Source organism: Sphingomonas rhizophila, assembly GCF_014396585.1.
Lineage (GTDB): Bacteria > Pseudomonadota > Alphaproteobacteria > Sphingomonadales > Sphingomonadaceae > Sphingomicrobium > Sphingomicrobium rhizophilum.
The window spans coordinates 2,173,679-2,198,703 of the sequence record NZ_CP060717.1 but is presented as its reverse complement, the minus strand read 5'-3'; the positions used below and the strand labels follow the sequence as shown (position 1 = coordinate 2,198,703).

Here is a 25,025-nt window from a genome sequence, read left to right as displayed (position 1 = left end):
GTGCCATCGCGAACGCCTCCTCGTGCCGATAACTCGCGAACCAGGCAAAGGTCTCAGGGCGTGAATGATCGGCGAGGCCGAGGTAGCCGCGCGGTCATGATGAAACAGTGACGGCGGCGCCCCAGGAGAGGCGCCGCCGTCGTCTGGTCAGGGGGTGGATGTCGGCGGCTTAGCGGCCGTGGCCGCGCCAGCGCTTGATCGTGCGATCGATAATTCCGGCCTCGTCGCCGGTCTGGCGCCACAGGTCGGCGAAGCTCGGATCCGACGATGCCGGGCGCTTTTCCGGTTCCAGATCGTCGAAGCGGACTCGGATCGGGATGGCGACACCTTCGCCGCAGACGATGCATTCGCGGTTGCGGAGCGCAGGAATGGCATCGAGGAAGCCGCGCGCGCCTTCGGGCATGGCGGCGCGCACGCAGGCCTGGTCGCGGTCGTTGTTCAGGCGCATCGAGACGATGGTGCCGCACTGCGACAGCACGCCTTCGGCCAAGTCGGACGGGCGCTGCGTAATGAGGCCCAGCGACACGCCGTACTTACGGCCTTCCTTGGCGATTCGCTCCAGGATCTTGCGGACGGCCTGGCCGGCGGCGTTCTCGTCCTTGGGAACGTAGCGGTGGGCTTCTTCGCACACCAGCAGGATCGGGCGCTGCGCCTCGGTCCGCGACCAGATGGCGTAGTCGAACACCATGCGCGACAGCACCGAGACCACGACGCTGGTGACTTCGGACGGAACGCCCGACACGTCGACGATCGAAATCGGGCGGCCGTTCGACGGCAGGCGGAACATCTTGGCGATGAAGCTGCCCATCATGTCGCTGACCAGCATGCCGGAGAACATGAAGCTGTAGCGCGGGTCGGCCTTCAACTCGTCGAGCTTGGTCTTGAGCCGCTGGAACGGCAAGGTGTCGCCAGCGCGGTCGAGCTTGCCCATCTCGTTGACCAGGATCGCGTTGAGGTCGGACAGCAGATAGGGAATCGGCGAATCGACGGTGACCTTGCCGAGACTCTCGGCCGCCTTGCCCTTGGTGCGCGCGGCGAGCAGGCATTTGGCGAGGATGTCGGCGTCGCGCTGGCGCTCGGCGCCGTCGGTGGTCAGCAGCACCTCACAATGTTCTTCGAAGTTCAGCAGCCAATAGGGCAGCTGGAGGTTGTCGGCGTTGAAGATCTCCCCGCAGCTTTTGAACGCCGCCGAATATTCGCCGTGCGGGTCGATCATCACGATATGACCTTCGGGCGACAGCTGCGAGATGCGGTGAAGGATGAGTGCGACCGACGTCGATTTACCGGTACCGGTGGATCCCAGGATGGCGAAGTGCTTCGACAGCATCGGGTCGACGTAGAGCGTGCCGCGGATGTCGTCGGTGGGATAGACGGTGCCGATCTCGACGTGCGGGGAATCGTCGGCGGCGAAGATGGCGCGCATGTCCTCGGTGCTGACCGGAAGGATCGGCGCGCCCGGAATCGGATAGCGCGTGACACCGCGGCGGAATCCCGACAGCGAACCGGTCGCTGTCTGGCTGCCTTCGCCGAGGAAGTCGACGTTGGCGATGATTTCGCCGACGTCGCCCGACTTCAGCGTGCGGACGTTGGCGATCAGCCAGCTGCCGCCGACCTGCACCTTCACCTGGCTGCCGACCTGGCCCGACATGGCGACCGACGGATCCGCGTCAGTCGACAGATGGTTGAGGCGCTCGGCGTCCATGATGACCCGCGAACCCGAACCGGCGATCTCGACCACCTGGCCGATGGCGGGCAGCTTGCGGCCCGAGGTGACGACCTTCGAGCCGGTGGCGGCCGCATGGTCTTCTTCACTGTAGCTGCTCATCTCGTCGAGGAACTGCTTCAGATTGTCGGTCATCTTTTTACGAATCCATTCGCCGTTACGGTTGGGCGAAGGAGTAGCGTTAAGCGGTTAAGAAGAGATTAGGCGGGGGCGCGTTGCTAAACCCGGCGTCGGAACAGCATGGCGGCCGACCAGCCGAGGCTGAGCGACATCAGGACGGCGGCAAGGCCGTAGAGAAAGCCGTGCTGGCGCGCGGCGAGGGCGACGGTGCGCTCGAACCCGGCCTTGCCGATCTGCACGTCGCGGGTCGCGGCGGCGATGACCTTGCCGTCGTCGATCAGGAAGGTTTCGGTGGTGTAGGTACCGACCGGCACCTGGCTGGGGATGGTGATGCGGGCGCGGTACAGCACGCCCTCGCTGATCTCCACGCCATTGGGGTGTTCGGCGTAGAGACCCGAGCGGCGGCGAAGGTCGAGCAGCCCAGCCTCGAACCGCCGTTCCTTTTCCGGAAGCGCGCCGCCGCCGGGCGACAGTTGCAGGTCCTGCAGGCCCAGTTCGTAGATCGCGGCGGTACGCTCATCGACCAGTTCGCGCACCGGTCGCGACGAGGCGACCGCATAGAAGCTGGGCGCCGAGCGGAAGCGGTTGGAATCGGCGTTCATCCAGATGCCCGCGATCTTCTGCTTTTCGCGGACGATGATCGGTTCGACCGGCCCTTTCAGGACGACGACGATGTCGGCCTTGTCGGTCGGAATGCGCCCGCCGGGATAGAGGATGGCGCCGAACAGCAGCAATTGCGCCCCAGTGAAGCTGTAGCGGATCTCGACCGAGCGGGCGGAGATGTCGGGCACCAGCACCGGCTTGGCCTGGGCCATCAGCAGCGGCGCGAGGGCAAGGAGGATCAGCGCGCGCCTCACAGATATTCAATCGAATAGATTTCGTCGGGCCGCCAGGCGAGGCCGATGGCCATGCGCAGCGCGACGAGCAGGATGATCACCGCCAGCGCCAGCCGCAGCAGGTCGGGCTTGATGCGGGTGGCGAGGATGGCGCCATATTGGGCGCCAATCACACCGCCGATCAGCAGCAGGAAGGCCAGCACGATATCGACCGCGCCGGTGGTCATGGCGTGGATCATGGTCGTCACCGCGCTGACCGCCAGGATCATGATCAGGCTGGTGCCGATGACGACACGCGCCGCCATGCCGAGCAGGTAGATCATGGCGGGCACCAGGATGAAGCCGCCGCCGACGCCGAGCAGGACGGTGAGGATTCCGGCGCCGAAGCCGAGCGCAAGCGGGGCCAGCGGCGAGACGTAGAGTCCGGACGCATAGAAGCGCCAGCGCAGCGGCAGACTGGCGATCCAGCGGTTGTGATGCGGCCGCTTCGCCGGCGCGAGCGGCGCCTGCACGACGCCGATGCCGACCAAGGCGTCCTTAAGCATCAACCCGCCGATCCCCCCGAGCAGCAGAACGTAGAGGAAACCGATGACGAGATCGATCTGGCCCGAGGCCTGGAGCAGCCGGAACAGGAAGGCGCCGACCAGGCTTCCGACCGCGCCGCCGGCGACCATCACCCCGCCCATCTTGAGGTCGACCCCGCCGCGCCGCCAGTGGGCGTAGACGCCGCTAACGCTCGCGCCGGTGATCTGGGTGGTGGCGGACGCGACCGCGACGGTCGGCGGAATTCCATAGAAGATCAGCAGCGGGGTGGTGAGGAAGCCGCCGCCGACCCCGAACATCCCCGACAGCATGCCGACCAAGCCGCCGAGCGCGACGATCAGCAGCGCATTGACCGACTGTCCGGCGATGGGGAGATAAATGTCCATGAGCTGCCGGCGCCACGCTAGCGGCAAGCCGCGGCAAACCCAACCGGCTTAAAAATCGCCGGCGATGGTGACCACGGCGCCCGAACCAGGCTCTGCGTTACCAAAGGCGCGGTAGCGGTAGTCGAGATGGGCGCGCATCGATCGGCCGACCTTCATGCTGACGCGCGGACCGACGTCGAGCCGCTTGAGCCCGGGCTGTATCCCGCCCCAGGTTCCGAAGCCGGCGGAGATATTCTTGTAGATCGGGCGCGTGAGCGTCGCCGACCCATCGACGAAGGCAGCGCGGTTCTTCGGGCCGACCATTCCGCCCTGCAAGTAGGCGTCGAGGGCGAAGCGTGCCGCGATGGGCCGCTGCCATACGCCACCTTCGGCAAACAGGGCGAACGTCGATTGGCCAGCGCCGCGGCAGAACGCCTGGCGCCGTTCCGCGGTCACGGCGACAGGGATCGAGGTGAATGGCTGGTAGCGGACGCCGAAAGCGGCCTCGCCGCCGCGCGTCGCCGAGTTGACCGGCGCGGTGAAGCGCATGCTGGCGGCGAGGCGGTTGTTGAACCGGTAGAGAATCCGGCTGCCGGCCTGGCTTCCGCCGAGTGTGCCGTTGGCAGCGAGCGAGCTTGGGCCCGGCCGGTCGCGAAGCATTGCCCACGCCGACACCTGCCAGCGGTCGAAGCGGGGCGGTCCGGACGCGGCAGCCGTCGACACGGGAGTGCTTCGGCCTCCAGCCGTCGCGGCGGCCCGCGACATCGGCCACTCGTCATCGTCCCGGGCGAACGTGCCTCGATACGGAAGGCCCGGAATATTGCCCAGCATTGCATAGCGTGGGGCCGGTGAACGACGAGCCGCGGCATAGCCCGCAGGAGCGATCACCCGGGGCGCGTAATGGGCCGGGTATCCGGCGGGCGCGTAGCCGTAGGGCAGAGGATAGCCATAGCCGTAAGGCGGATAGGGCATCGCCGCCTGCTGCATCGGCGGCGGCGGCGCGAGATCGCTGGGTTCGACCGGCGGCAATGCGGCGGCAATCCGGGGAGTCGGCGGCCGGGTTGCCGCTTCGGCGCGATCGAAGGCGAGCGATTCGAGGCCCGGCACCATGCCCAGGCTAATGGCGCGAACGCCGACCCAGGCGGTCACGGCGAGCCCCAGGAAACGCAACGAATGGCTCATGACGCTTGTACCTCGGTCGGAAAGATATGGGCGGTCTTGTCCCAATGGACGGAGCCGCCGCGACGATGGATGGCGATGGCGCGAAGCGCGGCGGCGATGGCGATGAGGTTGGCGACGACGAGGCGCGGGATCGACCGCAGCCCCTCGCGCCAGCCATAGCCGATGGTCGTGAACAGCAAGCGCATGGCGATCCGCCACGCGAGCAAGGCGGCGTTGACCTTGAGCAGGAAGGCGAGCGCCGGCGTTGACCGAAACATCAGGGGAGCGCCGAGCAGGTGGGCGAACGCCAATTGCGACCACAGCAGCGCCGCGAGATAGCCACAAATGAGCAGGATCGACGCCAGTGGCCCGCGGCGGTCGCGCAGGCGGAACCAGCGTTCGCCGAGGCCGCCGTGCCAGCCGAGCGAATCCCAGCCGCTCATGGCGATCCCGCCGATCCAGCGCGCCTTCTGGCGAACGGCAGCGCGGAAGCTGGCCGGGAAGTGGCCGCGGCTGGCGACGACTGCCGGACTGCCCGGCGCCGCGGGAATACGGACGAACATGGTCTTGAGGCCGAGCGCGCCGAGGCGAAGGCCGAGCTCATAATCCTCGGTCAGGCTGGCGCTGGCGAAGGGACGCCCATCGTGGGCCATGGCCAGCCGGTCGAGCGCGCCGCGGTCGATGGCACAGCCGACCCCGGCCAACGGGATGGCCGCGCCGACCGCCTCGCGCACTACCAATTCCTTGATGTGAGCTTCGGCAAACTCGTCGGCGTAATGGCCGGCGACCCAGCGCGATTGGGGGTTGATTAGCGGCACGACCGGCAACTGGACGACGGCAGCGCGGCCGATCAGCCGGTCGAACAATCGTAGCTCGAGCGGATGGACGACGTCCTCCGCATCGTGGAGGACGACCGCCCGGGCGCGGGCCCGCCCCGCCGCTTCGTCGGCGGCTAGCGCGCGATAGAGGTGGTTAAGGCAATCGGCCTTAGTGGTGGGGCCGTCGATGTCGACCAACACCGGTCGAATGCGGTCATCGAGGACGGTGGCAATGGCGCTGCCGGTCGCCGGATCGTTGCGATAGTGGCCGACGTAAACCCGGAAATTGGGATGGTCGAAGGCGCGAAGCAGATGCCTGAGCATCTCGCCGATCACCGCACTTTCGTCCCACGCGGGAATGAAGATGGCGAGGGGTCCAGCCTTTTCGGCGTCCGGTAGAGCCGAGGCGAAGGCGCGAGGATAGCGGCGGTAAACGGTCAGCGATCGCCAGGCGCTGCGGCCGAAATAAACGACGTCGACGGCTAGGTCGTCGACCGCGAACAGCAGGTATCCGGCGGCGGCGAATAGCGCCAGCTCACCGATCAGCACGGCGATCAATTCGGCCACACTCATCGCGCAGCGCCAATGGTCGACGATGTCGGGAATAGACTCGGCACTGGCGACCCCCCTGTCGCGAATATCCGAGCGAGTGGAGCTATGGCATACGCCTCCGGCGTCGACAAGCATTGCTCGGGAACGGAGGGACCAGGTTGCTTTACCCGATGGTAAGGCGGGGCCGGTACAAGCGCGTCAACGTTACGCGAAGGAGCGCGACCGCCGCGCATGCTGACCGCCGCCCGCCATCATTTCGACGCCCGTTCGCGCGCGTTGCTGCTTTCGATCGAGGGTGGCTTGTCGCGGATGATGCTCGCCTGGGGCGTACTGGTGACGGCGGCCTGCGGGTTGCGGATCGCCACCAGCCCGGTGGCGGCCTCCCCTGCGGCGGCGACGTGGATCTGCTATGCGCTGGTCGCGGCCGCGCCGATCGGGTCCATGCTGGCGGCGCTGCACTGGTTCCGTGATGGAGCGGGGATTGGCGCCGGGGCCTTGGCGCTCGACCGCCGACGCTACCGCGCATTGCCGCTGGCGCAGGCGCAGGCGCACCCCCTGTACGGCGCTTCAGGCCTGATGGTGTCGCTACTGGTCGGATTGCTCGTCACCATCGCGCTCCGCACCTTCGAATATTTCGCGGCGTTGCCGGCACTGGCTGCCAACGTGCCGGCGTGGCTGGCGGTGCTGCAGTTCGTGCTGACGCTCGACGTCGTGTTGTTCACCGGCCTCTACGCGGTGGCGTTCGTCGCGGCGCTGCGCAATGCACCCATTTTTCCGCCAATGTTGGCCATGATCTGGGCCGCCGACCTCGCCATGCAGTTGGGCGTCGCTCAGGCCGTCTCCGCCCAGGCCGACGTGCCGGTAGCGGTGGGAACGGCGCTTCACCGCCTGCTCGATGGCCATGTCGTCAAGGTCTTGGCATCGGTCGGCTTGTGGATGCCATACCTGCTGCTTTCCACGCGGGCCAACGTGACCTATCGGCATCGTCTGCCGAGTTGACTGACCCTGATATAGGTTAACAGATTGGGTTGACTTCGCGTTAACCATCCGGCATTTTCTCGGCACCTCGAACGTCGGGGTTTCAAGGGGATGATTCGGTGAAACGACGGACCTCGCTCCTGCGCGATCGCCGCGGCGTTGCCATTGCCGAATATGGGCTCATTTTCGCCATTGCCGGCGCGACTCTCGCGGTTGCCTCACTCGCCCTCGGTTCGGCGGTCAGCGACGCGATTACGCCTGTCGAGACCTGCCCGGTCGGCCAGGCGACCTGCTAACCCTTTCGCTGTCGGCCCGTCCGCTTTAATCCGCAGTCATGACGACCATGGCGCGCCTTGGCGCGATGCCCTTCCTGTTCCTGGCCGCCAGTGGAGCGGCCCAGCCGCTGCGCACCGTCGCAGCCGAGGGGACCTGGGCGACCTTTGCAGGCAAGGACGGCTGCCAGGCGATGACGGCGGCCCTGCTTCCTGTGCGAAAGAACAAGGTTCAGGCGCGGATCACGGTGGCGTTTGATACGCGGCGGGGCGGGCGCAAGGGCGAGGTCGCGGTTCGTCTCAACCGGCCGGCGCGGGCGGGGTCGAACGTGATGCTGACGGTGGGCAGGGAGCCGTTCCTGCTCGCCGGTCGTGGCGACATGGCGTGGAGCCGGGGCCCGGCGCAGGAGGCGGCGATCATCGTCGCGATGCGCCGAGGCGGCGGGATGCGGGCCGAGGCACGGGACTTGGCCGGTCGCCGCATCGTCGACCGCTATGACCTCAGCGGCGCGGCGACGGCGATCGACGCCGCCGCCGCCTGTTCGGTGTCACTGGAAAAACGCTGACGTTCTCGCTACATGGCGCCCCTCTCATGAGTGCCGACACCGCCTTGATGCCGATTCCCGGCCCGATCGACCCCGTCCCCGTTCCGCGCCCCGGCGTGGCGCGCGCCGATGGCCGCGTCGAGCTGGTCGGGCTTCCGCGTGAGCAAATCCGTGCCGCGCTGGAAACCGCGGGGCTTGAGCCCAAGCAGGCCAAGCTTCGCGCCAAGCAGATCTGGCACTGGATCTACAACCGCGGGGTCAGCGACTTCGCGGCGATGACCGATATCGCCAAGGCCCAGCACGGCTGGCTGACCGAGCGGTTCGTCATCACCCGTCCGGAAGTGGTCGAGGCGCAGGTGTCAAACGACGGCACGCGCAAGTGGCTGCTGCGCACCCACGACGGCCACGACTTCGAGATGGTGTTCATCCCGGACGCGGACCGCGGGACGCTGTGCGTGTCGAGCCAGGTCGGCTGCACCCTCAACTGCCGATTCTGCCACACCGGGACAATGCGGCTGGTGCGCAACCTGGAACCGGCCGAGATTGTCGGACAGGTGATGCTGGCGCGCGATGCCCTCGGCGAATGGCCGAGCCAGCCCGAAGGCCGAATGCTGACCAACATCGTCATGATGGGCATGGGCGAGCCGCTGTACAATTTCGACCATGTCCGCGACGCGTTGAAGATCGTCATGGACGGCGACGGGCTCGGCCTTTCCAAGCGTCGCATCACCCTGTCGACCTCGGGGGTGGTGCCGATGATGGCGCGGGCGGGCGAGGAAATCGGCGTCAACCTGGCGGTATCACTGCACGCGGTGACCAAGGAGGTGCGCGACGAGATCGTGCCCTTGAACCGCAAGTATGGCATCGAAGAGTTGCTCCAGGCCTGCGCCGACTATCCCGGCGCCAACAATGCGCGCCGAATCACGTTCGAATATGTGATGCTCAAGGACAAGAACGACAGTGACGCCGACGCGCGCGAGCTGGTCCGGCTGATCAAGCAGTTCAAGCTGCCGGCCAAGGTCAATTTGATCCCGTTCAATCCGTGGGACGGCGCACCCTACGAATGTTCGACGCCGGAACGGATCCGGTCGTTCAGCAACATCGTCTTCGAAGCGGGCATTTCCGCGCCGGTGCGCACCCCGCGTGGCCGCGACATCGACGCCGCCTGTGGGCAGCTTAAGACGGCCGCCGAAAAGAAGAGCCGCGCCGAACTGGACCGCCAGGCCGAAGAGAAGCTGGCCGCGCTTGGTTGATCCCGGGCTGCTGGCGCTGGCCGCCGGCGCCGGCTTCGTCGGGGGCGCGATGAATGCCCTGGCGGGGGCGGCACCTTCGCTACCCTGCCCGCGCTTCTCGCGTTGGGCCTTCCCGCCAACATCGCCAACGCCACCAGCAACGTCGCGCTTCTGCCCGGAGCGGCGGCGAGTGCGGTCAGCTTTCGCGACGAGCTGGGCCCGGTCGCCGGGCTCGACTGGCGGCTGATCGCTGCAGTGACTTTCGTGTCGGGCCTGGCGGGTAGCCTGCTACTGGTCGCGACTCCGGCGCGGACGTTCGACGTGATCGTCCCATGGCTGGTGCTCTACGCCTTTGTCCTGCTGGCGTTCGGCAAACGCGCGTCCGACTGGCTGGCGCGGCGGGTCAGCATCGGGCCGAAGACCCTGATCGTCGTGCAGGCAATGCTCGGCATCTACGGCGGCTATTTCGGCGGTGGCGTCGGCCTGATGATGACCGGGACCTACGGCCTGCTGGCGGGCCTTCATCCGCGCAACCTGTTCGCCCCGCGCACGATGATGCTGGCGATGGCCAATGCCGCCGCGGCCATCGTCTTCGTTGTCGCCGGTATGGTGGTTTGGTGGGCGTGCGTGCCGATGCTGGTCGGAAGCATTGCCGGCGGGTGGGCGGGCGCTCATGTCGGCAAGCGCCTGCCGCATGGAGTGGTTCGGGCGTGGACGCTGCTGGTGACCGGCGCGACGGCGGCGGTCTTCTTCCTCCGCGCCTACGCCTGACCCTTGCGCGCCCGGCCCCGGCGCGGCACTCCTGTCAAAATTCCATACGGGGAGGGACGAACCCGTGTCGCTGATCGGGAAATTGCTCGGCACCTTGATGTCGAAGGGACGGCTGACGCTGGTTCAGCCGAGCGGCGCTCGCGAAACCTACGGACCGGGCGGCGGGCAGGAACTGACGGTGCGGCTGCTCGATCGGCGGGTCGCGTTCGACATCGCTCGCAATCCGCGCCTTGGCTTTGGTGAAGCCTATATGGACGGTCGGCTGGAAATCGAGGGCGGCACCATCCTCGAGCTTCTCGAGATGATCGTCGGCGCCAACCGGTGGGAGGCCGGCGGCAAGGGCCGCAAGGCCCTTCAAAAGGGACGGATGTCGGGCCTGAAGGCGCTGTTTCGCCGCAACGATGCGAAGCGGTCGCGAAAGAATGTCGCGCATCACTACGACATCGGGAACGATCTCTACCGGCTCTTCCTCGACGACGACCTGCAATACAGCTGCGCCTATTTCACCGACCCCGACAACAGCCTGGAACAGGCGCAGGCGGACAAGAAGGCGCACATCGCCGCCAAGCTGAACCTCAGGCCCGGCCTTCGCGTGCTCGACATCGGCTGCGGCTGGGGCGGAACGGCTCTCTATCTGAACCGCGTCGCCGACGTCGACGTGCTCGGCATCACCCTGTCGGAAGAACAGTTGAAGGTCGCGCGGCAACGGGCCGAGGAAGCGGGGGTCGCCGACCGCGTCAAATTCGAACTGATCGACTATCGCGCGCTCACCGGGACGTTCGACCGGATCGTGTCGATCGGCATGTTCGAACATGTCGGCGCGGCGCACTACGGTGAGTTCTTTTATCACTGCAAGCAACTGCTGGCCGAGGACGGGGTGATGCTGCTCCACACCATCGGCAAACTCGGCGGCGCGGGAAGCCCGACCCGTTCACCGACAAGTGGATATTCCCGGGTTATCATCTGCCCTCGATCAGCCAGATGAGCGCGGCGAGCGAACGGGTGCGGCTGATCACCAGCGACTTCGAGGTGCTGCGACTGCACTACGCCTTTACCCTTCGGCACTGGCTGGCCAACGCACGCGCCAACCGGGCGCAGATCGTCGCCATGTTCGACGAACGCTTCTTCCGCATGTGGGAATTCTACCTCGCCGGCGGGGTCGTCGGGTTCGAGCGCGGGTCGATGTGCAATTTCCAGGCGCAATACGTGCGCGACCGGGAGGCCGTCCCGATCACCCGCGACTATATGGCAGAGGCCGAGGCCCGCTACCGCCAGGACGCCTAGCGGGCGTGAAGCTCCGCCAGCAGCGCGGGCGCCGGGTAGATCGTCTTCAGCGCCTGCTCGATCGCCGCGGTCGACACGGCAATCGATCGCGCCATGGTGATGTCATAGGCGTAATCGTTCCGCAGGCCGTGGATGTTGCGGTCGAAGTTGGCACCGATCACATTGCCGTTGCGGTCGATCACCGGTGATCCCGAATTCCCGCCGATGGTGTCCGCTGCATAAGTGAAATCGAGCGTTCCGGCCTCGTTGATCTGCTTGCGGCGGGCTAGATAGGCCGGCGCCAGTGCGAACGGCTTCGCGCCGGTGGCACGGTCAAAGGCGCCGGCGAAGGTCGTTCGATGCGGGACCTGCCGGCCGTTCTCCATCCAGCCGCCGACCTTGCCGAAGGTTATGCGAAGCGTGCCTGTCGCGTCGGGATAGGTCGAATCGCCGAACGCGGCGAAGCGCGCATCGGCCAGTCGGGCGCGGGCGGCGGTCAGCGGGCCGTCGACCTGTTCGTCGTAGATCTTCTGCACGCGGCGGTCGTTGGCGTCGATCGCGCGGGCGTAGAGGATCAGGGGTCCTTCGACGCGGCGATCGCGGCCGCGCCGCCGTCCCACAATGCCTTGCGCACTGCGGCGTCGCCAAGCTTGCTGCCCTGCACCAGTCGGCGGGCGAGCCCATCGGGCGACTCCTTGCCCAGCAGCAGCTTGGTCTGCGGATGGTCCGCGCCAAGATACTCGCGCGCCTTCAGCAGCGACCATTCCATGCGGAGCTCTTCCAGCCACGGATAGATCGGGCGGGCGTCGAGCGTCTGCTTCTGCAACAGCGGCAGTGCGCTGTCGGTGTAGCCCGGAAGGCGTTCGCTGTCGGGCTTGGCCCGCTCGGCCGCCGCGCGGACCAGGCGAAGCGCATAGGTCATGAGTTCGCCCGACGGCCGCGAGTAGCGGCGTTCGAGGTCGATGGCGCGAAGCGCGGTGGTCGCGCGCTCGATCTCGCCCCACGGGTCGCCGATCTTGGCGTTACCCTTCGACTTGGCGATGAGGTTGGCCTCGTTCTTCGCCAGCATGGCGTTGAACTCGGGGTTGCCCAGCGCGCGGGTGCGGCCAATCGTCCGCTTGAGGTTGTTCTCGACCGAATAGAGCGCGACCTCGCCCTCGCGCGCCTTGTCCGGGCTTTGCTGCATCGCCTCGATCAGGCGTCCGCGAAGCTCGCTGTTGGTGGCAAGCTCGATCGGCAGGTTGACCTCCCGCTGATAGGCGAACTGGCTGAGCGTCAGCATGCGCTCGGTCGATCCGGGATAGCCGACGACGAAGATCGGTTCGCCCGCGACGGGATCGCGCGCGGTCCAGGTCAGGTGGTTGGGCGTCGCTACCGGCTTGCCATTCTCGTAGGCGCGTAGGAACGAGGCATCGAGCGCGTAGCGAGGGAAATTGTAATTGTCGGGGTCGCCGCCGAACGTTTCCGCGGCTCCCTCGGGCGCCCAGACGAGCCGGACGTCGCTGTATTTGCGGTTGGTATAAAGCTTGTATTGGCCGCCGCCGTAGAGCGTCACCACTTGGCAGCGCGTCGTCGCCGTGTCGGGACAACCGGCCTTTTCGATTGCGGCAATGGCGGCGTTGCGCGCCTTGACGGCGGCCTCGCCGCTGGCGCTGCCGATCGCCTGCTTCACCTGGGCCGTGACATCCTTGATTCCGGTGACTTGCTCGACCTGGAGGCCGGGACACATTTTTTCATCGGCGCGGGTGGCGGCGGTGAAGCCGTGTTCCAGATAATCCTTGTCCTTCGTCGACACGTCCTGGAGACAGCTTTGCACGCAGTGATGGTTGGTCAGCACCAGCCCGCTGCCAGAGACGTAGCTGGCCGAGCAGCCACCCACCTTGACCGAGGCAGCGCGGACCTTGTCGAGCCACGCCTGGTCCGGCGCCCAGCCATAGGCGGCCTTGAACTGCGCCGTCGGAAAGGCGTCGAACGTCCACATTCCTTCGTCGGCGCGCGCAGTTGCCAGCGGCAAGGTCGCGGCGGCGATGAACAGGGCGGAACGCGGCAGTCGGGACATGGTCAACTCCTGAAAATTCTCCGCCGCGTTCAACAACGAAAAAGGGCCCGGTGCAAGCAAGGTCCAGTCGTGCCTGGGGCATGAATGACCGCTGCTCCGGGCCCTTCGGTGCGATGCCTTGAAGGACGAGGGGGATCAGCTCGCCTTCGGCATCCGCATGTCGCGCATCTTCTGGTGTGCCGCGTGCATCTCGTCCGGCGTCAGCCGGCCGTCGCGGTTGGTGTCGGCCATGTCGAAATGCTGCAAGGTAGCGGTGGTCGCCTCCTGAAGCGTGATGCGGCCGTCCTTGTTGGCATCGGCCATCTTCAGCATCATGGGACCGCGCATCATGCCCATGCCGGCACCATGATGGCGCATGTGCATGCCACGCATGTCGGCCTTCGCGCCCTTCATCTCGATGCGCTTTTCCATCCGCATCTCGCGGCCTTTCGCGAACTCGTCACGGCTGATCACGCCGTTGCGGTCGGCATCGAGCCGGTCGAAGGCCGCATTGGGATTGCCGCGTTCCTTGCGGATTTCGACGCGCTTCATCCGATCGCCGTGGCCTGCCCGGGCCTCGTCAAGGGTCACGGCGCCATCCTTGTTGGTGTCCATGCGCGCGAAATGATCGGCAACCTTAGCCTGGACCTCGGCGCGGGTCATTGTCTTCATCGTCATCATCGGCGGCGGCGGGGTGACCGGCGCGACACGGGCCACCGGCGCCGGCGCAGCGGGCGCGGTCGCCTGCGCCAGAAGCGGCACGGACACAGCGGCGATCAATCCGCCAATCAACAGCTTGTCGACCATCTGTTTACTCCCCATTGAACGACGTCGGATCCCGCCATAATTCAACGATCCTGTATCGTGCTTGAATGGCGGGGTGTGCGGTGGCAAGGCGCCGCCAGCCCCGAATTTCCTCAATTTCAAGCATGGGACTTGTGATGGCCGACTCGATCCGCCGCGTGGTGCTCGCCTTTTCCGGAGGACTGGACACCAGCGTCATCCTGAAATGGCTGCAACAGACGTACCAGTGCGAGGTGGTGACCTTCACCGCCGACCTTGGCCAAGGCGAGGAATTGGGACCGGCGCGCCACAAGGCCGAGCTGATGGGCGTCACGCCCGAACATATCTTCATCGACGACCTGCGCGAGGAATTCGTCGCCGACTATGTCTTCCCGATGATGCGCGCCAACGCGCTGTACGAGGGACTTTACCTGCTCGGCACGTCGATCGCCCGCCCGCTGATCGCCAAGCGCCAGGTCGAGATCGCGCGCCAGGTCAGCGCCGACGCGGTCAGCCACGGCGCGACCGGCAAGGGCAACGACCAAGTCCGTTTCGAGCTCGGCTATTACGCGCTGGCGCCCGACATCAAGGTCATCGCCCCATGGCGCGAGTGGGATTTGACCAGCCGAACCGCGCTGATCGACTTCGCCGAAAAGAACCAGATTCCGGTGCCCAAGGACAAGCGCGGTGAAAGCCCCTTCTCGACCGACGCCAATCTTCTGCACACCTCGAGCGAGGGGAAGGTGCTGGAGGATCCGTGGGAGGAAGTGCCGCCCTACGTCTTCTCGCGCACCGACGACCTCGTCGCCGCGCCCGACACACCGGAAGAGATCACGATCGAGTTCAAGGGCGGTGACGGGGTCGCGGTGAACGGCGACGCCCTGTCGCCGGCGATGCTGCTGACCAAGCTCAATGAACTCGGCAAGCGCCATGGGATCGGCCGGCTCGATCTAGTCGAGAACAGGTTCGTCGGCATGAAGAGCCGCGGCATGTACGAGACGCCGGGCGGCACCATCTACCACGCTGCCCACCGGGCGATCGAGCAGCTGACGCTCGATCGCGGCGCCGCGCACCTCAAGGACGAGCTGATGCCGCGCTATGCGGAGCTGGTCTACAACGGCTTCTGGTTCTCGCCGGAACGCGAGATGCTCCAGGCGGCGGTCGACCATAGCCAGGCCAAGGTGGACGGCACGGTGCGGATGAAGCTTTACAAGGGCGGTGTCCACGTCACCGGCCGAAAGTCGCCCAACTCGCTCTACAGCGAAAAGGTGGTGACCTTCGAGGACGATGCCGGCGCTTACGACCAGCGCGACGCCGAGGGCTTCATCAAGCTGAACGCGCTGCGCCTGCGGCTCCTGGGACGGCGCGACCGCGGCTGATGCAGCCCGCCGACATCCTTGCCCACGAAGCCGCGCCGGCGCCGGCGCCGAAGGGCGCGCCGCGACCGTGGTGGGAAGGACGTCCGTTCGTTGCGGCGATGATCCTGCTGGCGTTCGTGCCGCTGCTCTATCCGCCGATCCCGCCGCTGGTGGACCTCGGCGGGCACATGGGCCGCTACAAGGTCGCGCTCGACCTCGCCAGCAGCCCCTACCTGTCCCAATGGTACGACTATCACTGGCGCCCGATCGGCAACCTTGGCGTCGACCTGCTGGTCAATCCACTCGCCTACCTGATCGGGCTGGAGCCGGCGGTGAAGCTGGTGGTGATGCTGATCCCGCCGATGACTGTCGCGGGCATGCTGTGGGTTGCGCGGGAAGTGCACAACCGTCTGCCGCCGACAGTGGCGTTCGCGCTGCCGCTGGCGTTCGGGCATCCGTTCCTGTTCGGCTTCGTCAACTTCGCGCTGTCGATGGCCTTCGCCATGCTCGCCTTCGGACTGTGGTTGCGGCTGGGGCGGCTGGGCAAGTCGAAGCTGCGCGCGGCGCTGTTCGTGCCGATCAGCATCGTCGTGTTCTTCACCCACGCCTTCGGCTGGGGCGCGCTCGGCCTGATGTGCTTTTCGGCCGAAGCGGTGCGCCAGCACGATCGCGGCCTGTCGTGGTGGAAGGCGGGTTTCCGCGCGGCCTATCATGCCAGCGCCATGGCGCTGCCCGTCATCTTCATGGTGCTGTGGCGCAGCGAGGCGAGTGGCGGACGGACGCTCGATTACTTCGACTGGGCGCGCAAGGGCGAATACCTTCTGCGCATTTTCCGCGACCATTGGCGCGATTGGGACGTCGTCTGTGCGGTGGTGGTCTATGCCGTGCCGCTGTTCGCGATCATCCATCGCAAGCTGACCCTGTCGCGTAACCTGTTCTTCTCCGCGCTGGTGATGGCCGTCTGTTTCGCGCTGCTGCCGCGCGTGATCTTCGGATCGGCCTATGCCGACATGCGGCTGGTGCCCTACATGGCCGCGATCCTGATCCTCGCCATCCGTTTCAAAGGCGACACCGACCTGCGGCTCGGCCAATGGCTTGCCGTGTCCGGCGTGGTGTTCCTGGTGGCGCGGCTTGCAACCACCACGGCAGGTTTCGCCATCCAGTCGGATCATCAACAGGCCCAGCTAGGTGCCGTGGCGCATATCGAGCGCGGATCGCGCGTTGTTGCGCTGGTCAATGCCGAATGCCGCGGCTGGTCGATGCGTCGGAGTGACCACCTGCCGTCGCTGGCGCTGGTCCGGCGCGACGCGTTCGTCAACGACCAGTGGCCGCTGGCCGGATCGAGCCTGCTCACCGTTCATTACCGGGAAGCGGGTCGGTACGCGATGGACCCGTCACAGGTGGTGCGCCTGAACTTCTGCCCGCGCGAAGGCCAGTCGATCAAACATGCGATGACGCATATCCCGCGTGACGCGTTCGACTACCTCTGGCTACTCGATTTCCGGCCGGTGCCAAGGGCGTGGGCAACGGGATGGACACCGGTGTGGGCCGGCGAGGGCTCGCTCCTGCTCAAGCGGTCGGACCTGGTCGGCGAAGCACCGCCACCAACGACACGCCGAACGGAAGCGGCAACCGCCCGATAAGGTTCTTTTCGAAGCCGAAGATCCCGTCGAGCGCCTTGTTGAGTGGCGCCGGCGGCATGGCATCGTCGCTCGATTCCTTGCCGGTCACCTTGCTGGCGACGCGGACCGCGGCAATCAGCGGATAGAGCAGGCTGTTGAAGGGGCTCAACAAGTCAATGTCGAACCCGGCGTCCTTGGCCAGCGCGGCGATCTCGGCCTTGCGGTAGCGGCGGTGGTGGTGATGGGCGACGTCGTGCGCGCTCCACATCCACGGGTTCGCCGGGACCGCGAGCAGCAGCGCGCCGCCCGGCTTCAGCCGGTCGAAGATCGCCGCCAGCGACGCCCGGTCGTCGACGACATGTTCCAGCACGTCGAGCAGGGCGATGAGGTCGTATTGGCCGGACTTGATCGTTTCCAGTTCCGGAAGCGCGGCGAACTCGACCTTGTGGCTGGTGCGGGCATTGGCGATCTCGCGGGCGTGCTCGTCGAATTCGACGCCCTCGACTGTGCCGAACTCGGCCAGCATGTCGAGGTTGTGGCCGGTGCCGGCGCCAATCTCCAGGATCCGCGCGCCCTTCGGCGGCTTGACGATCCGACGGACGACCTCGGCAAGAATCCGGCGACGGGCGGTGAACCACCAATGGCTGGCGTCGAGTTCGGCCATGCGGTCGTAGACGGCGCGTTCCATCACGGCTCCCCGATGCGTTCGCGGACGACGTAGATCGGTCGGCCCTTCGTTTCGATTAAGATGCGGCCGACATATTCGCCGAGCACGCCGAGCGAGATGAGCTGCAGCCCGCCGAGAAACAGGATCGCGGTCATCATCGACGCATAGCCCGGCACCTCGATGCCGAAGAAGATCGTGCGGATGATAATGAAGATGGCATAGGCCAGCGCGAACAGCGCGACGAACCCGCCGAGGTAGCTCCAGATGCGCAGCGGCGCGGTCGAGGCGCTGGTCAGGCCGTCGATCGCCAGCGTCCACAGCTTCCAATAGTTGAACTTGGTCGTTCCCACGGCGCGTTCGACGCGGTGATAGCCGACCGAGGTCTGCTTGAACCCGGCCCAGGCGAACAGGCCCTTCATGAATCGGTTGCGCTCCGGCATCCGCCGGATGACCTCGATCACCTTGCGGTCGAGCAGGCGGAAATCGCCGGCATGTTCGGGAATCTTGTCGCTGCTCATCCAGTTGTGCGCGCGATAATAAAGGTCGGCGGTCATCCGCTTGGGCAGGCTGTCGCTCTCTCGATTGTCGCGCACGCCGTAGACGACGTCATTGCCCTCGCGCCATCGCTTGACCATTTCGCCGATCACTTCCGGCGGATCCTGAAGGTCGACGTCAAGCGGGATGACGGCGGCCCCGCGCGCCTCGTCTAGGCCGGCTGACAGCGCCGATTCCTTGCCGAAATTGCGGCTGAACGAGACGCACCGGACGCGCGGGTCGGCGGCATTGGCGTCGCGGACGCGCTCCAGCGTCCGGTCGGTGCTGCCGTCGTCGATGAACAGGATTTCGAATGACCGGGCGACAGGATCCTTGATCGCTTCCAGGACCGGGACGACGGTGGCGACGAACGGCGCGATGCCATCCTCCTCGTCCTTGACCGGAACGATAATGGTCAGTTCGACCGCGCCGCTCATGAATAGACGTACCGGCGATGGAGGGCGAAGGTGATGAACGGCGTCACCAGCACCATCGGAATGGTCGGCCACCACGTCGGCCCGTTGAAGTGCTTGACCAGTAGCCAGACGAAGAACTGGTTCAACGCAAAGCCGAGGATGTTAACCGCGAGGAAGCGGGTGGCGCGGACATGGTGCGGGTCATCGGCCTCGTGCCCGCGAAAGCTGAACGCGCCGTGGGTGACGTAGCTGACGCCCGAGAAGAACAGGAACACCACCGCCAGCGACACCATCGGGTCGAGCCCGGCGAATTCGGCGAGTGCCCAATAGCTGGCGGCAACGGCAAGCGTGATCACGCCGCCGGCAATGCCGTAGCGGAGCAATTGCGCGACGGTTGCGCGGTGCTCGGGATCGAGCCGCTGAAGCGTTGACTGAACCATTTCCACCTGTTGCCGCAATCGTTAGAGCGGGCGCGTCGTTTTGCAAAGGCTGGGGCGGGTGGAGAATTTCGAGCAGAAACTGGGCCGCGCCTGGGGCCGAGCCGACGAATGGCTGGTCCGGCACTGGCGCACCGTCGTCGTCCTCGCCTGGTTGGCTTACGCCGCCTACTACCTGTTCAGCCGCTACGCGCAGGTGCGCGGTTTCGCGCTGGGCGATACCGACGACAATTTGCGCCTGGCCCAGGTCCGCGCACTGCTCGACGGGCAAGGGTGGTTCGACCTTCGCCAGCACCGGCTCGACCCGGTCCACGGCGGTGCCGACATCCACTGGTCGCGGCTGGTCGACCTGCCGATCGCCGGCCTGATCCTGGCGCTTCGGCCGTTCGTCGGCGGGGTCGAGGCCGAGCGGTGGGCCTGCGCGATCGCACCGCTGTTACCGATGCTTCCGATGCTGGGCGCGATTGCGGTGCTGACGCGCCGTCTGGTCAGTCCGCGCGCGGCGGTGCTGGCGCTGGCGGCGATGGTCTTCGCTGGATCGACCATGGGCATGTATTATCCGCTGCGCATCGACCACCACGGCTGGCAGCTGGCGTTCCTGGCGATCGTCCTGGCCGGACTTGCGGATCCCAGGCGGGCACGGGGCGGTCTGACCACCGGCGTCGCCAGCGCGCTGTCGCTGACCATCGGCCTTGAGATGATGATCTACCTGGCGTTGGCAGGGGTGGCGCAGGTCTTCTTCTGGATCGTCGACCCGTCGGAGCGGCGTCGGCTGATCGCCTATGCCGGAAGTCTGGCGGCCGGGACGGCGGTAGGCTTCGTGCTGTTCGCTTCCTACGCCAACCGCGCGGCCGTGTGCGATGCACTGTCGCCGGTGTGGTTGTCCGACGCGATGGTCGGCGGCGCGTTGCTGGTGGGGCTTGCCTTCTTGCCGGGCCGGCTGACCTCAAGCTGGGCGGTGCGGTTGGCGATGGCGGCCGTCGCCGGCGCGATCGTTGCGGCGTTCCATGCACTCGCCTTCCCGCAATGCCTGTCGCGGCTCGAGGGGGTCAGCCCGCTGGCGACCGAGCTATGGCTGAGCCACGTCAAGGAAGCCCGGCCGATCTATCGCCACAGCGCCGAGATCGCGACGCTGACGCTGGCGCTGCCGATCGGCGGCCTGCTCGGTTATCTCTTGCTGGCGTGGCGGGCGCGGCGCGCGTCGATGAAGCTGGCGAGGACGCTGGCGGTCGCGGCGCCTGCCTTCACCGCGCTGGCGCTGCTGATGTGGCAGACCCGGACGGGACCCGCCGCGCAGATGATGGCGGTGCCGGGCTCCGTCGCCATCGCATTCTTCCTCGCACCGCGCGCCTTCCGCAGCGAGAACAGCCTGGTGCGCGTGCTCGGCACGGTCACCGTCGTGCTGATCGGCATGGGCGCGGCGGTCCCGCTATTGTCGAACTACCTCCCCTTTCCGAAAGAGTTGCCCAAGGCGATGGGCAAGCTGGTCGCCACCGCCAACCGCCGCTGCCCGTCGCTGGCGGCGCTTCGCCCGGTCAATGTCCAGCCAAAGGGCACGATCTTCACCTTCGTCGATTTCGGTCCTCGCATCATCGCGATGACGAAGCACAACGCGATCACCGGCCCCTATCACCGCAACGACCGGGCGATCGCCGATTCGATGCTGGCGTTCCGCGGCGATGCCCGGAATGCTCGCCGGATCATCGTCGATACCTACCGCGCCGACTATGTGCTGGTGTGTCCCAACCAGTCGAGCGCGACGATCTTCATGGCCGAGGCCAAGAAAGGTTTTTACGTGCAGCTGGCCGCGGGGAAGGTGCCCAGCTGGTTGCAGCCGGTCGACCTCGGACCGAAGAGCCCGTGGAAGATGTGGAAGGTCGTGGGGTGATATTTTCCGGTCTTGCTTCCGGCCGGAAAACCGGTTCCCACTTCTCTTGGAAGCGCTCCTAGCCGGCCAGACCGGGCAGGCTGCGTTCGAGCCCGTCGAGCACGAACTGCACCGCCAGCGCGGCGAGGATAACCCCGAGAATGCGGGTGATCATCGCCTCGACCTTGACGCCGATGGCGCGCATCAGCGGACCGGCGGCGAGCATTGCGATCAGCGTCAGCAGGATGACCGCGGTCATCGCGCCGAGCACCGTCAACGATTCCGCGAGCCCATCGGCACGGGCATTCAAGAGCATGACCGACGCGATCGAGCCCGGACCGGCGATCATCGGGATCGCCATCGGAAAGACGCTGATGTCCTCTGCCTCGGGCGTGCCCTCGATTTCTTTCGCGCGCTCCTCGCGTTTTTCGGTTCGCTTCTCGAACACCATCTCCAGCGCGATGATGAACAGCATGATGCCACCCGCCAGCCGGAAGGCGCTGAGGCTGATGCCCATATGCTTGAGCAGCGGTTCGCCGAGCAGCGCGAAGAAGACGAGGATGCACCACGCCACCAGGCTCGACCGGATCGCCATTCGGCGACGATGGGCGACATCGGTGCCGCGGGTCAGCGACGCAAAGATCGGCGCGCAGCCCGGCGGGTCGATGATCACCAGCAGGGTGATGAAGGCGGTGGTGGCAAGCTCGATCATAGCGCCGAGTCGAATGTCACGCCTTCGGTGCGGCAAGCGGAGACGAAGGTGTTGCGGATCAGGCAGGCGATGGTCATCGGCCCGACCCCGCCGGGAACCGGGGTAATCGCGCCGGCCACCGCGCTGGCCGAAGCGAAGTCGACGTCGCCGACCAGGCTGCCTTCCACGCGATTGATGCCGACGTCGATGACGGTGGCGCCCGGCTTCAGCCAATCGCCCTTGACCATTTCCGGCCGTCCGACGGCGGCCACGACGATGTCGGCCTGGCGCACCACGTCGGGCAGGTCACGTGTGCGGCTGTGGGCGATGGTCACGGTGCAGCTGTCGCCAAGCAACAGCAGCGCCATCGGCTTGCCGACGATGTTTGAGCGACCAATGACGACCGCACTCTTGCCGCTCAGCTCGCCGAGCGTCTGGCGGAGCAGCATGAGGCAGCCGAGCGGCGTGCACGGGACGAAACCGGGAAGGCCGGTGGCGAGCCGCCCGGCATTGACCGGATGAAAGCCGTCGACGTCCTTGTCCGGGTCGATGCGCGTGATGACGACCCGCTCGTCGATCTGCGGCGGTAGCGGCAGCTGGACGAGGATGCCGTCGACCGACGGATCGGCGTTGAGCTGATCGACGAGGGTGAGAAGATCGTCCTGCGACGTCGTAGCGGGCAGCTTGTGTTCGAAGCTTTCCATGCCCGCCTCACGGGTCGCCTTGCCCTTCGACCGGACATAGACGGCGCTGGCCGGGTCCTCGCCGACCAGCACGACGGCAAGTCCCGGCGCGCGACCGGTCGCTTCGCGGAAGCGCGCGACCTCGACGGCGACCTTTTCACGAAGCGCGGCGGCCGCCGCCTTGCCGTCGATCAGCGCGGCAGTCACGTGATCGTCGGGCCGAGTTCAAGGTAGAGACCGCCGAGCAGCTTGCGTAGCACCTGGATGCCGAGCAGCACGATCAGCGGCGAGAAATCGATCCCGCCGAAATCCGGAAGCAGGCGCTTGATCGGACGGTACAGCGGGGCGGTGATGCGCTCGATCGTCATCGCCAGCGTGCGGACGAAGTTCGACTGCATGCTGATGACGTTGAAGGCGATCAGCCAGCTCAGGATGACCTGGGCGATGATGACCCAGGTCGCGAGCTGCAGGATCATGTCGATGATCTGGAAGAGGGCGAGAACCATGGCCGCTCTCTAGCGGGGCGCCGTGGCCCCGTCCATCAGGGAGCGAACCGTTCGCGCTGCGCTTCGGCCAGGATCAGGGCGAAGTCGTCTTCGGGCGCATTCCATTCCGCGATGGGCGTCCAGCCGCCGGCGAGCAGCAGCAATCTCCCGCCCCGCGGTCCATATTTGTGGCTGTTCTCGGTGTGGATGCTCCGACCCTTCGCAAAGGAGAAGCGTTCGCCCTCCACGGTGAAGCTGACATCGCGGGTGGCCACAAGGTGCATCTCGATTCGCGCCAGCATGTCGTTCCAGCGCGCCTCGTGCGCGAAGGCATCGACCGGGATGTCGCCGTTCAGCTCGCGGTTGATGCGCGTCAGCAGGTTGCGATTGAATTCGGCGGTCACCCCTTCCGGGTCGTCGTAGGCGGCGATCAGGCGGTCGACCGGCTTGACCCGGTCCATGCCGATCAGGAGCCGCGCACCGGTGCCCAGCGTCGCGCGGAAATTGTACAACAGGTCGGTCGCGCTCGACGGGACGAAATTACCGATCGTCGATCCAGGAAAAAAGCCGAGGCGGGGCATGCCCTCGATTCCCGCGGGCAAGGCAACGGTCTTGGTGAAGTCCGCTTCGACCGGATAGACGGCAAGGTCGGGCAGGTCGGCGTCAAGCTGCGCCGCGCTGTCGCGCAGGTAATCGCCGCTGATGTCGATCGGCACATAGGCGGTGGCGGCGATGGCATCGACCAGCAGGCGAATCTTGGTGGCGGACCCGGCGCCGAATTCGACCACCGCGCCGCCCTTGCCGACGCGCGCGGCGATCTCCGGCATCTTGGCGTCGAGCAACGCCGTCTCGGTCCGCGTCGGATAATAGGATGACAGGCGGGTTATGTCGTCGAACAGTTCCGACCCGCGCCGGTCGTAGAGCCAACGGGCGGGAATCGCCGGAATCGGTTCGGCCAGGCCGGCAAGGACGTCGCGACGAAAAGCGGGGTCGACGGGGTCGGCCTTGGGCGCGTCAAAGGTCTTTAGCAAGACGGACTCCGGTGAACTGCCAGCGTGCCGCCGGTGGGAAGAAATTGCGATAGGAGGCGCGTGAGTGACCACGTGGCGTGGCGCAGCTAGCGCCCTTCAGCACCATCTGCCCGCTCATGAACTTTCCGTTGTACTCGCCCACGGTTCCGGCCTCGGGCATGAAGCCGGGGTATGGCAGGTAGGCCGACTGGGTCCATTGCCAGACGTCGCCGAATGGCCCGCCGCCGGGTTTGGGCAGGACCGCGCCGGCATGGTCTAGCTGGTGGCCGAGACTGGGGTCGGCGCTGTCGAGCATCGCTTCCCATTCGAATTCGGTCGGCAGGCGCGCACCGGCCCAGCGGGCGTAAGCGTCGGCTTCGTAATAGCTGACATGGTCGACCGGCGCGGCGCGGTCGATCGGGCGGCGGCCGGCCAGCGTGAACGCCTCGCCGTCGCGCCAGTATAGCGGCGCGGTCACTCGGTCGCGCTGCACCCAGTCCCAACCGTCGCTCAACCACAACGTCGGCGTGGTGTATCCTCCGTCGGTGATGAACTCCTGCCATTCGCCGTTCGTCACCGCGCGATTGGCGATGGCGTGCGGGTGCACCAGCGCCTGGTGGCGGGGGCGTTCGCAATCGAAGGCGAAGCCGCTAGAGGCGCCAACCTCGACCAATCCCTCGCGGCCCGGAAGCCAAGTCAGTGGCTCGGTCGCGAAGCAAGGCGCGGCGTCGATCGGCGCGTAGGCCGGCTCGAGCGGATTTTCGGCGAGGGTGGCGAGGATATCGGTGAGGAACAGTTCCTGGTGCTGCTGTTCATGTTCGATGCCCAGCGCAACAAATGCCAAAGCGTCGCCAGAAAGGCCGGGGACCGCGGCCTGAAGCGCTTCGTCGACCGCGCGGCGATAGTCGCGGACCTCATCGAGGCTCGGACGGCTGATCATGCCGCGCCGGGGGCGATCGTGGCGGTTGCCTTCGCCATTGTAATAGCTGTTGAACAGGAACGGCCAGCGCTCGTCGTGCAGGCGGTAACCGGGAACATGATCGCGGAGCACGAAGGTCTCGAAGAACCAGGTCGTGTGCGCTAGGTGCCATTTCGCCGGCGACGCGTCGGGGTGCGGTTGAATGGTGGCGTCGGCGTCGCTCAACGGTTCGGCGAGCGCCAGCGTCAGCGCGCGCGTCACCTGCAGCCGTTCGGCCAGCGTTCGGTCAGGATCGGATCGCGCCATGTTCCCCTTCCCCCGCTCAACGGGTGGCGA

At 66.4% G+C, this 25,025-nt stretch carries 22 protein-coding genes and 2 pseudogenes; 9 read left to right on the top strand and 15 right to left on the bottom strand.

From position 1 onward, the window contains the following. Positions 1 to 169 precede the first annotated feature (169 nt). The 5 genes from H9L12_RS11210 to H9L12_RS11190 all read right to left on the bottom strand — a co-directional run bounded on the left by H9L12_RS11210 (position 170) and on the right by H9L12_RS11190 (position 6,139). Entirely contained in the window at positions 170 to 1,858 is a 1,689-nt protein-coding gene (locus tag H9L12_RS11210; protein ID WP_246450392.1) for an ATP-binding protein, read from the bottom strand. A gap of 83 nt (positions 1,859 to 1,941) precedes the next feature. Further along, positions 1,942 to 2,706 (bottom strand): TIGR02186 family protein, encoded by a 765-nt coding sequence (locus H9L12_RS11205; protein ID WP_246450739.1) that lies wholly within the window; start codon positions 2,704 to 2,706, stop codon positions 1,942 to 1,944. Beyond that, complete coding sequence (locus tag H9L12_RS11200) at positions 2,697 to 3,608, bottom strand: sulfite exporter TauE/SafE family protein (RefSeq protein ID WP_187541800.1); 912 nt, start codon at positions 3,606 to 3,608, stop codon at positions 2,697 to 2,699. The genes H9L12_RS11205 and H9L12_RS11200 overlap by 10 nt, the downstream gene beginning before the upstream one ends. Before the next feature lie 48 nt (positions 3,609 to 3,656). Beyond that, the gene (locus H9L12_RS11195) at positions 3,657 to 4,769 is read right to left on the bottom strand and encodes a hypothetical protein (RefSeq protein ID WP_187541799.1); all 1,113 of its coding nucleotides are present in this window, start codon (positions 4,767 to 4,769) and stop codon (positions 3,657 to 3,659) included. Beyond that, positions 4,766 to 6,139, bottom strand: a complete 1,374-nt coding sequence (locus H9L12_RS11190; protein ID WP_187541798.1) for a glycosyl transferase family protein — start codon at positions 6,137 to 6,139, stop codon at positions 4,766 to 4,768. Before H9L12_RS11190 ends, H9L12_RS11195 begins: the two co-directional genes overlap by 4 nt. 210 nt (positions 6,140 to 6,349) lie before the next feature. On the opposite strand from H9L12_RS11190, the gene H9L12_RS11185 reads away from it, so the two are divergent. The 6 genes and pseudogenes from H9L12_RS11185 (at position 6,350) to H9L12_RS11160 (ending at position 11,200) form a co-directional block, all read left to right on the top strand. After that, positions 6,350 to 7,117: a DUF2569 domain-containing protein gene (locus H9L12_RS11185; protein ID WP_187541797.1), complete on the top strand. Its 768-nt coding sequence runs from the start codon at positions 6,350 to 6,352 to the stop codon at positions 7,115 to 7,117. Between the two features lie 98 nt (positions 7,118 to 7,215). Beyond that, complete coding sequence (locus H9L12_RS11180) at positions 7,216 to 7,392, top strand: Flp family type IVb pilin (RefSeq protein WP_187541796.1); 177 nt, start codon at positions 7,216 to 7,218, stop codon at positions 7,390 to 7,392. Between the two features lie 38 nt (positions 7,393 to 7,430). Next, on the top strand, positions 7,431 to 7,934 hold the full coding sequence (locus H9L12_RS11175; RefSeq protein ID WP_187541795.1) for a hypothetical protein: 504 nt from the start codon (positions 7,431 to 7,433) through the stop codon (positions 7,932 to 7,934). 26 nt (positions 7,935 to 7,960) lie between these two features. Continuing rightward, positions 7,961 to 9,166 (top strand): dual-specificity RNA methyltransferase RlmN, encoded by a 1,206-nt coding sequence (rlmN, locus tag H9L12_RS11170; protein ID WP_246450390.1) that lies wholly within the window; start codon positions 7,961 to 7,963, stop codon positions 9,164 to 9,166. A gap of 102 nt (positions 9,167 to 9,268) precedes the next feature. Beyond that, complete coding sequence (locus tag H9L12_RS11165; RefSeq protein ID WP_246450388.1) at positions 9,269 to 9,916, top strand: sulfite exporter TauE/SafE family protein; 648 nt, start codon at positions 9,269 to 9,271, stop codon at positions 9,914 to 9,916. A 64-nt stretch (positions 9,917 to 9,980) separates the two neighbouring features. Then, positions 9,981 to 11,200 (top strand): annotated as a pseudogene (locus H9L12_RS11160) (class I SAM-dependent methyltransferase). On the opposite strand, the pseudogene H9L12_RS11155 reads toward H9L12_RS11160, so the two are convergent. Both H9L12_RS11155 and H9L12_RS11150 read right to left on the bottom strand, forming a co-directional pair. Next, positions 11,197 to 13,160, bottom strand: a pseudogene (locus H9L12_RS11155) (S46 family peptidase). The pseudogenes H9L12_RS11160 and H9L12_RS11155 overlap by 4 nt on opposite strands. A 213-nt stretch (positions 13,161 to 13,373) precedes the next feature. After that, positions 13,374 to 14,024 (bottom strand): EF-hand domain-containing protein, encoded by a 651-nt coding sequence (locus H9L12_RS11150; protein ID WP_187541794.1) that lies wholly within the window; start codon positions 14,022 to 14,024, stop codon positions 13,374 to 13,376. Positions 14,025 to 14,158: 134 nt separating this feature from the next. Between H9L12_RS11150 and H9L12_RS11145 the strand changes: the two genes are divergently transcribed. Then, positions 14,159 to 15,379: an argininosuccinate synthase gene (locus H9L12_RS11145; RefSeq protein ID WP_187541793.1), complete on the top strand. Its 1,221-nt coding sequence runs from the start codon at positions 14,159 to 14,161 to the stop codon at positions 15,377 to 15,379. Then, a complete protein-coding gene (locus H9L12_RS11140) occupies positions 15,379 to 17,001 on the top strand; it encodes a hypothetical protein (protein ID WP_187541792.1) in 1,623 nt (540 codons plus the stop codon). Before H9L12_RS11145 ends, H9L12_RS11140 begins: the two co-directional genes overlap by 1 nt. Here the strand turns inward: H9L12_RS11140 and H9L12_RS11135 are convergent. From H9L12_RS11135 to H9L12_RS11125, 3 genes are read right to left on the bottom strand one after another with little or no spacing between them, the layout of a single operon-like run. Then, entirely contained in the window at positions 16,928 to 17,668 is a 741-nt protein-coding gene (locus H9L12_RS11135) for a class I SAM-dependent methyltransferase (protein WP_187541791.1), read from the bottom strand. The genes H9L12_RS11140 and H9L12_RS11135 overlap by 74 nt on opposite strands. Next, a complete protein-coding gene (locus tag H9L12_RS11130; RefSeq protein ID WP_187541790.1) occupies positions 17,668 to 18,618 on the bottom strand; it encodes a glycosyltransferase family 2 protein in 951 nt (316 codons plus the stop codon). The genes H9L12_RS11135 and H9L12_RS11130 overlap by 1 nt, the downstream gene beginning before the upstream one ends. Further along, complete coding sequence (locus tag H9L12_RS11125) at positions 18,615 to 19,037, bottom strand: GtrA family protein (protein ID WP_187541789.1); 423 nt, start codon at positions 19,035 to 19,037, stop codon at positions 18,615 to 18,617. The genes H9L12_RS11130 and H9L12_RS11125 overlap by 4 nt, the downstream gene beginning before the upstream one ends. 58 nt (positions 19,038 to 19,095) lie before the next feature. On the opposite strand from H9L12_RS11125, the gene H9L12_RS11120 reads away from it, so the two are divergent. Continuing rightward, the gene (locus H9L12_RS11120; RefSeq protein WP_246450387.1) at positions 19,096 to 20,922 is read left to right on the top strand and encodes an AcrB/AcrD/AcrF family protein; all 1,827 of its coding nucleotides are present in this window, start codon (positions 19,096 to 19,098) and stop codon (positions 20,920 to 20,922) included. 58 nt (positions 20,923 to 20,980) lie between these two features. Here the strand turns inward: H9L12_RS11120 and H9L12_RS11115 are convergent, their stop codons facing one another. Genes H9L12_RS11115 through egtB form a run of 5 tightly spaced genes read right to left on the bottom strand, consistent with a single transcriptional unit; the run spans position 20,981 to position 24,995 of the window. Next, the gene (locus H9L12_RS11115) at positions 20,981 to 21,613 is read right to left on the bottom strand and encodes a MarC family protein (RefSeq protein ID WP_187541788.1); all 633 of its coding nucleotides are present in this window, start codon (positions 21,611 to 21,613) and stop codon (positions 20,981 to 20,983) included. Further along, positions 21,610 to 22,482 (bottom strand): bifunctional methylenetetrahydrofolate dehydrogenase/methenyltetrahydrofolate cyclohydrolase FolD, encoded by an 873-nt coding sequence (gene folD, locus H9L12_RS11110; protein ID WP_187541787.1) that lies wholly within the window; start codon positions 22,480 to 22,482, stop codon positions 21,610 to 21,612. Before folD ends, H9L12_RS11115 begins: the two co-directional genes overlap by 4 nt. Then, positions 22,479 to 22,781: a YggT family protein gene (locus H9L12_RS11105; protein ID WP_187541786.1), complete on the bottom strand. Its 303-nt coding sequence runs from the start codon at positions 22,779 to 22,781 to the stop codon at positions 22,479 to 22,481. The genes folD and H9L12_RS11105 overlap by 4 nt, the downstream gene beginning before the upstream one ends. 35 nt (positions 22,782 to 22,816) lie before the next feature. After that, positions 22,817 to 23,791, bottom strand: coding sequence for an L-histidine N(alpha)-methyltransferase (gene egtD / locus H9L12_RS11100; RefSeq protein ID WP_187541785.1), 975 nt, complete (start codon positions 23,789 to 23,791; stop codon positions 22,817 to 22,819). Then, positions 23,775 to 24,995 (bottom strand): ergothioneine biosynthesis protein EgtB, encoded by a 1,221-nt coding sequence (gene egtB, locus H9L12_RS11095; RefSeq protein WP_187541784.1) that lies wholly within the window; start codon positions 24,993 to 24,995, stop codon positions 23,775 to 23,777. Before egtB ends, egtD begins: the two co-directional genes overlap by 17 nt. Between the last annotated feature and the right edge of the window lie 30 nt (positions 24,996 to 25,025).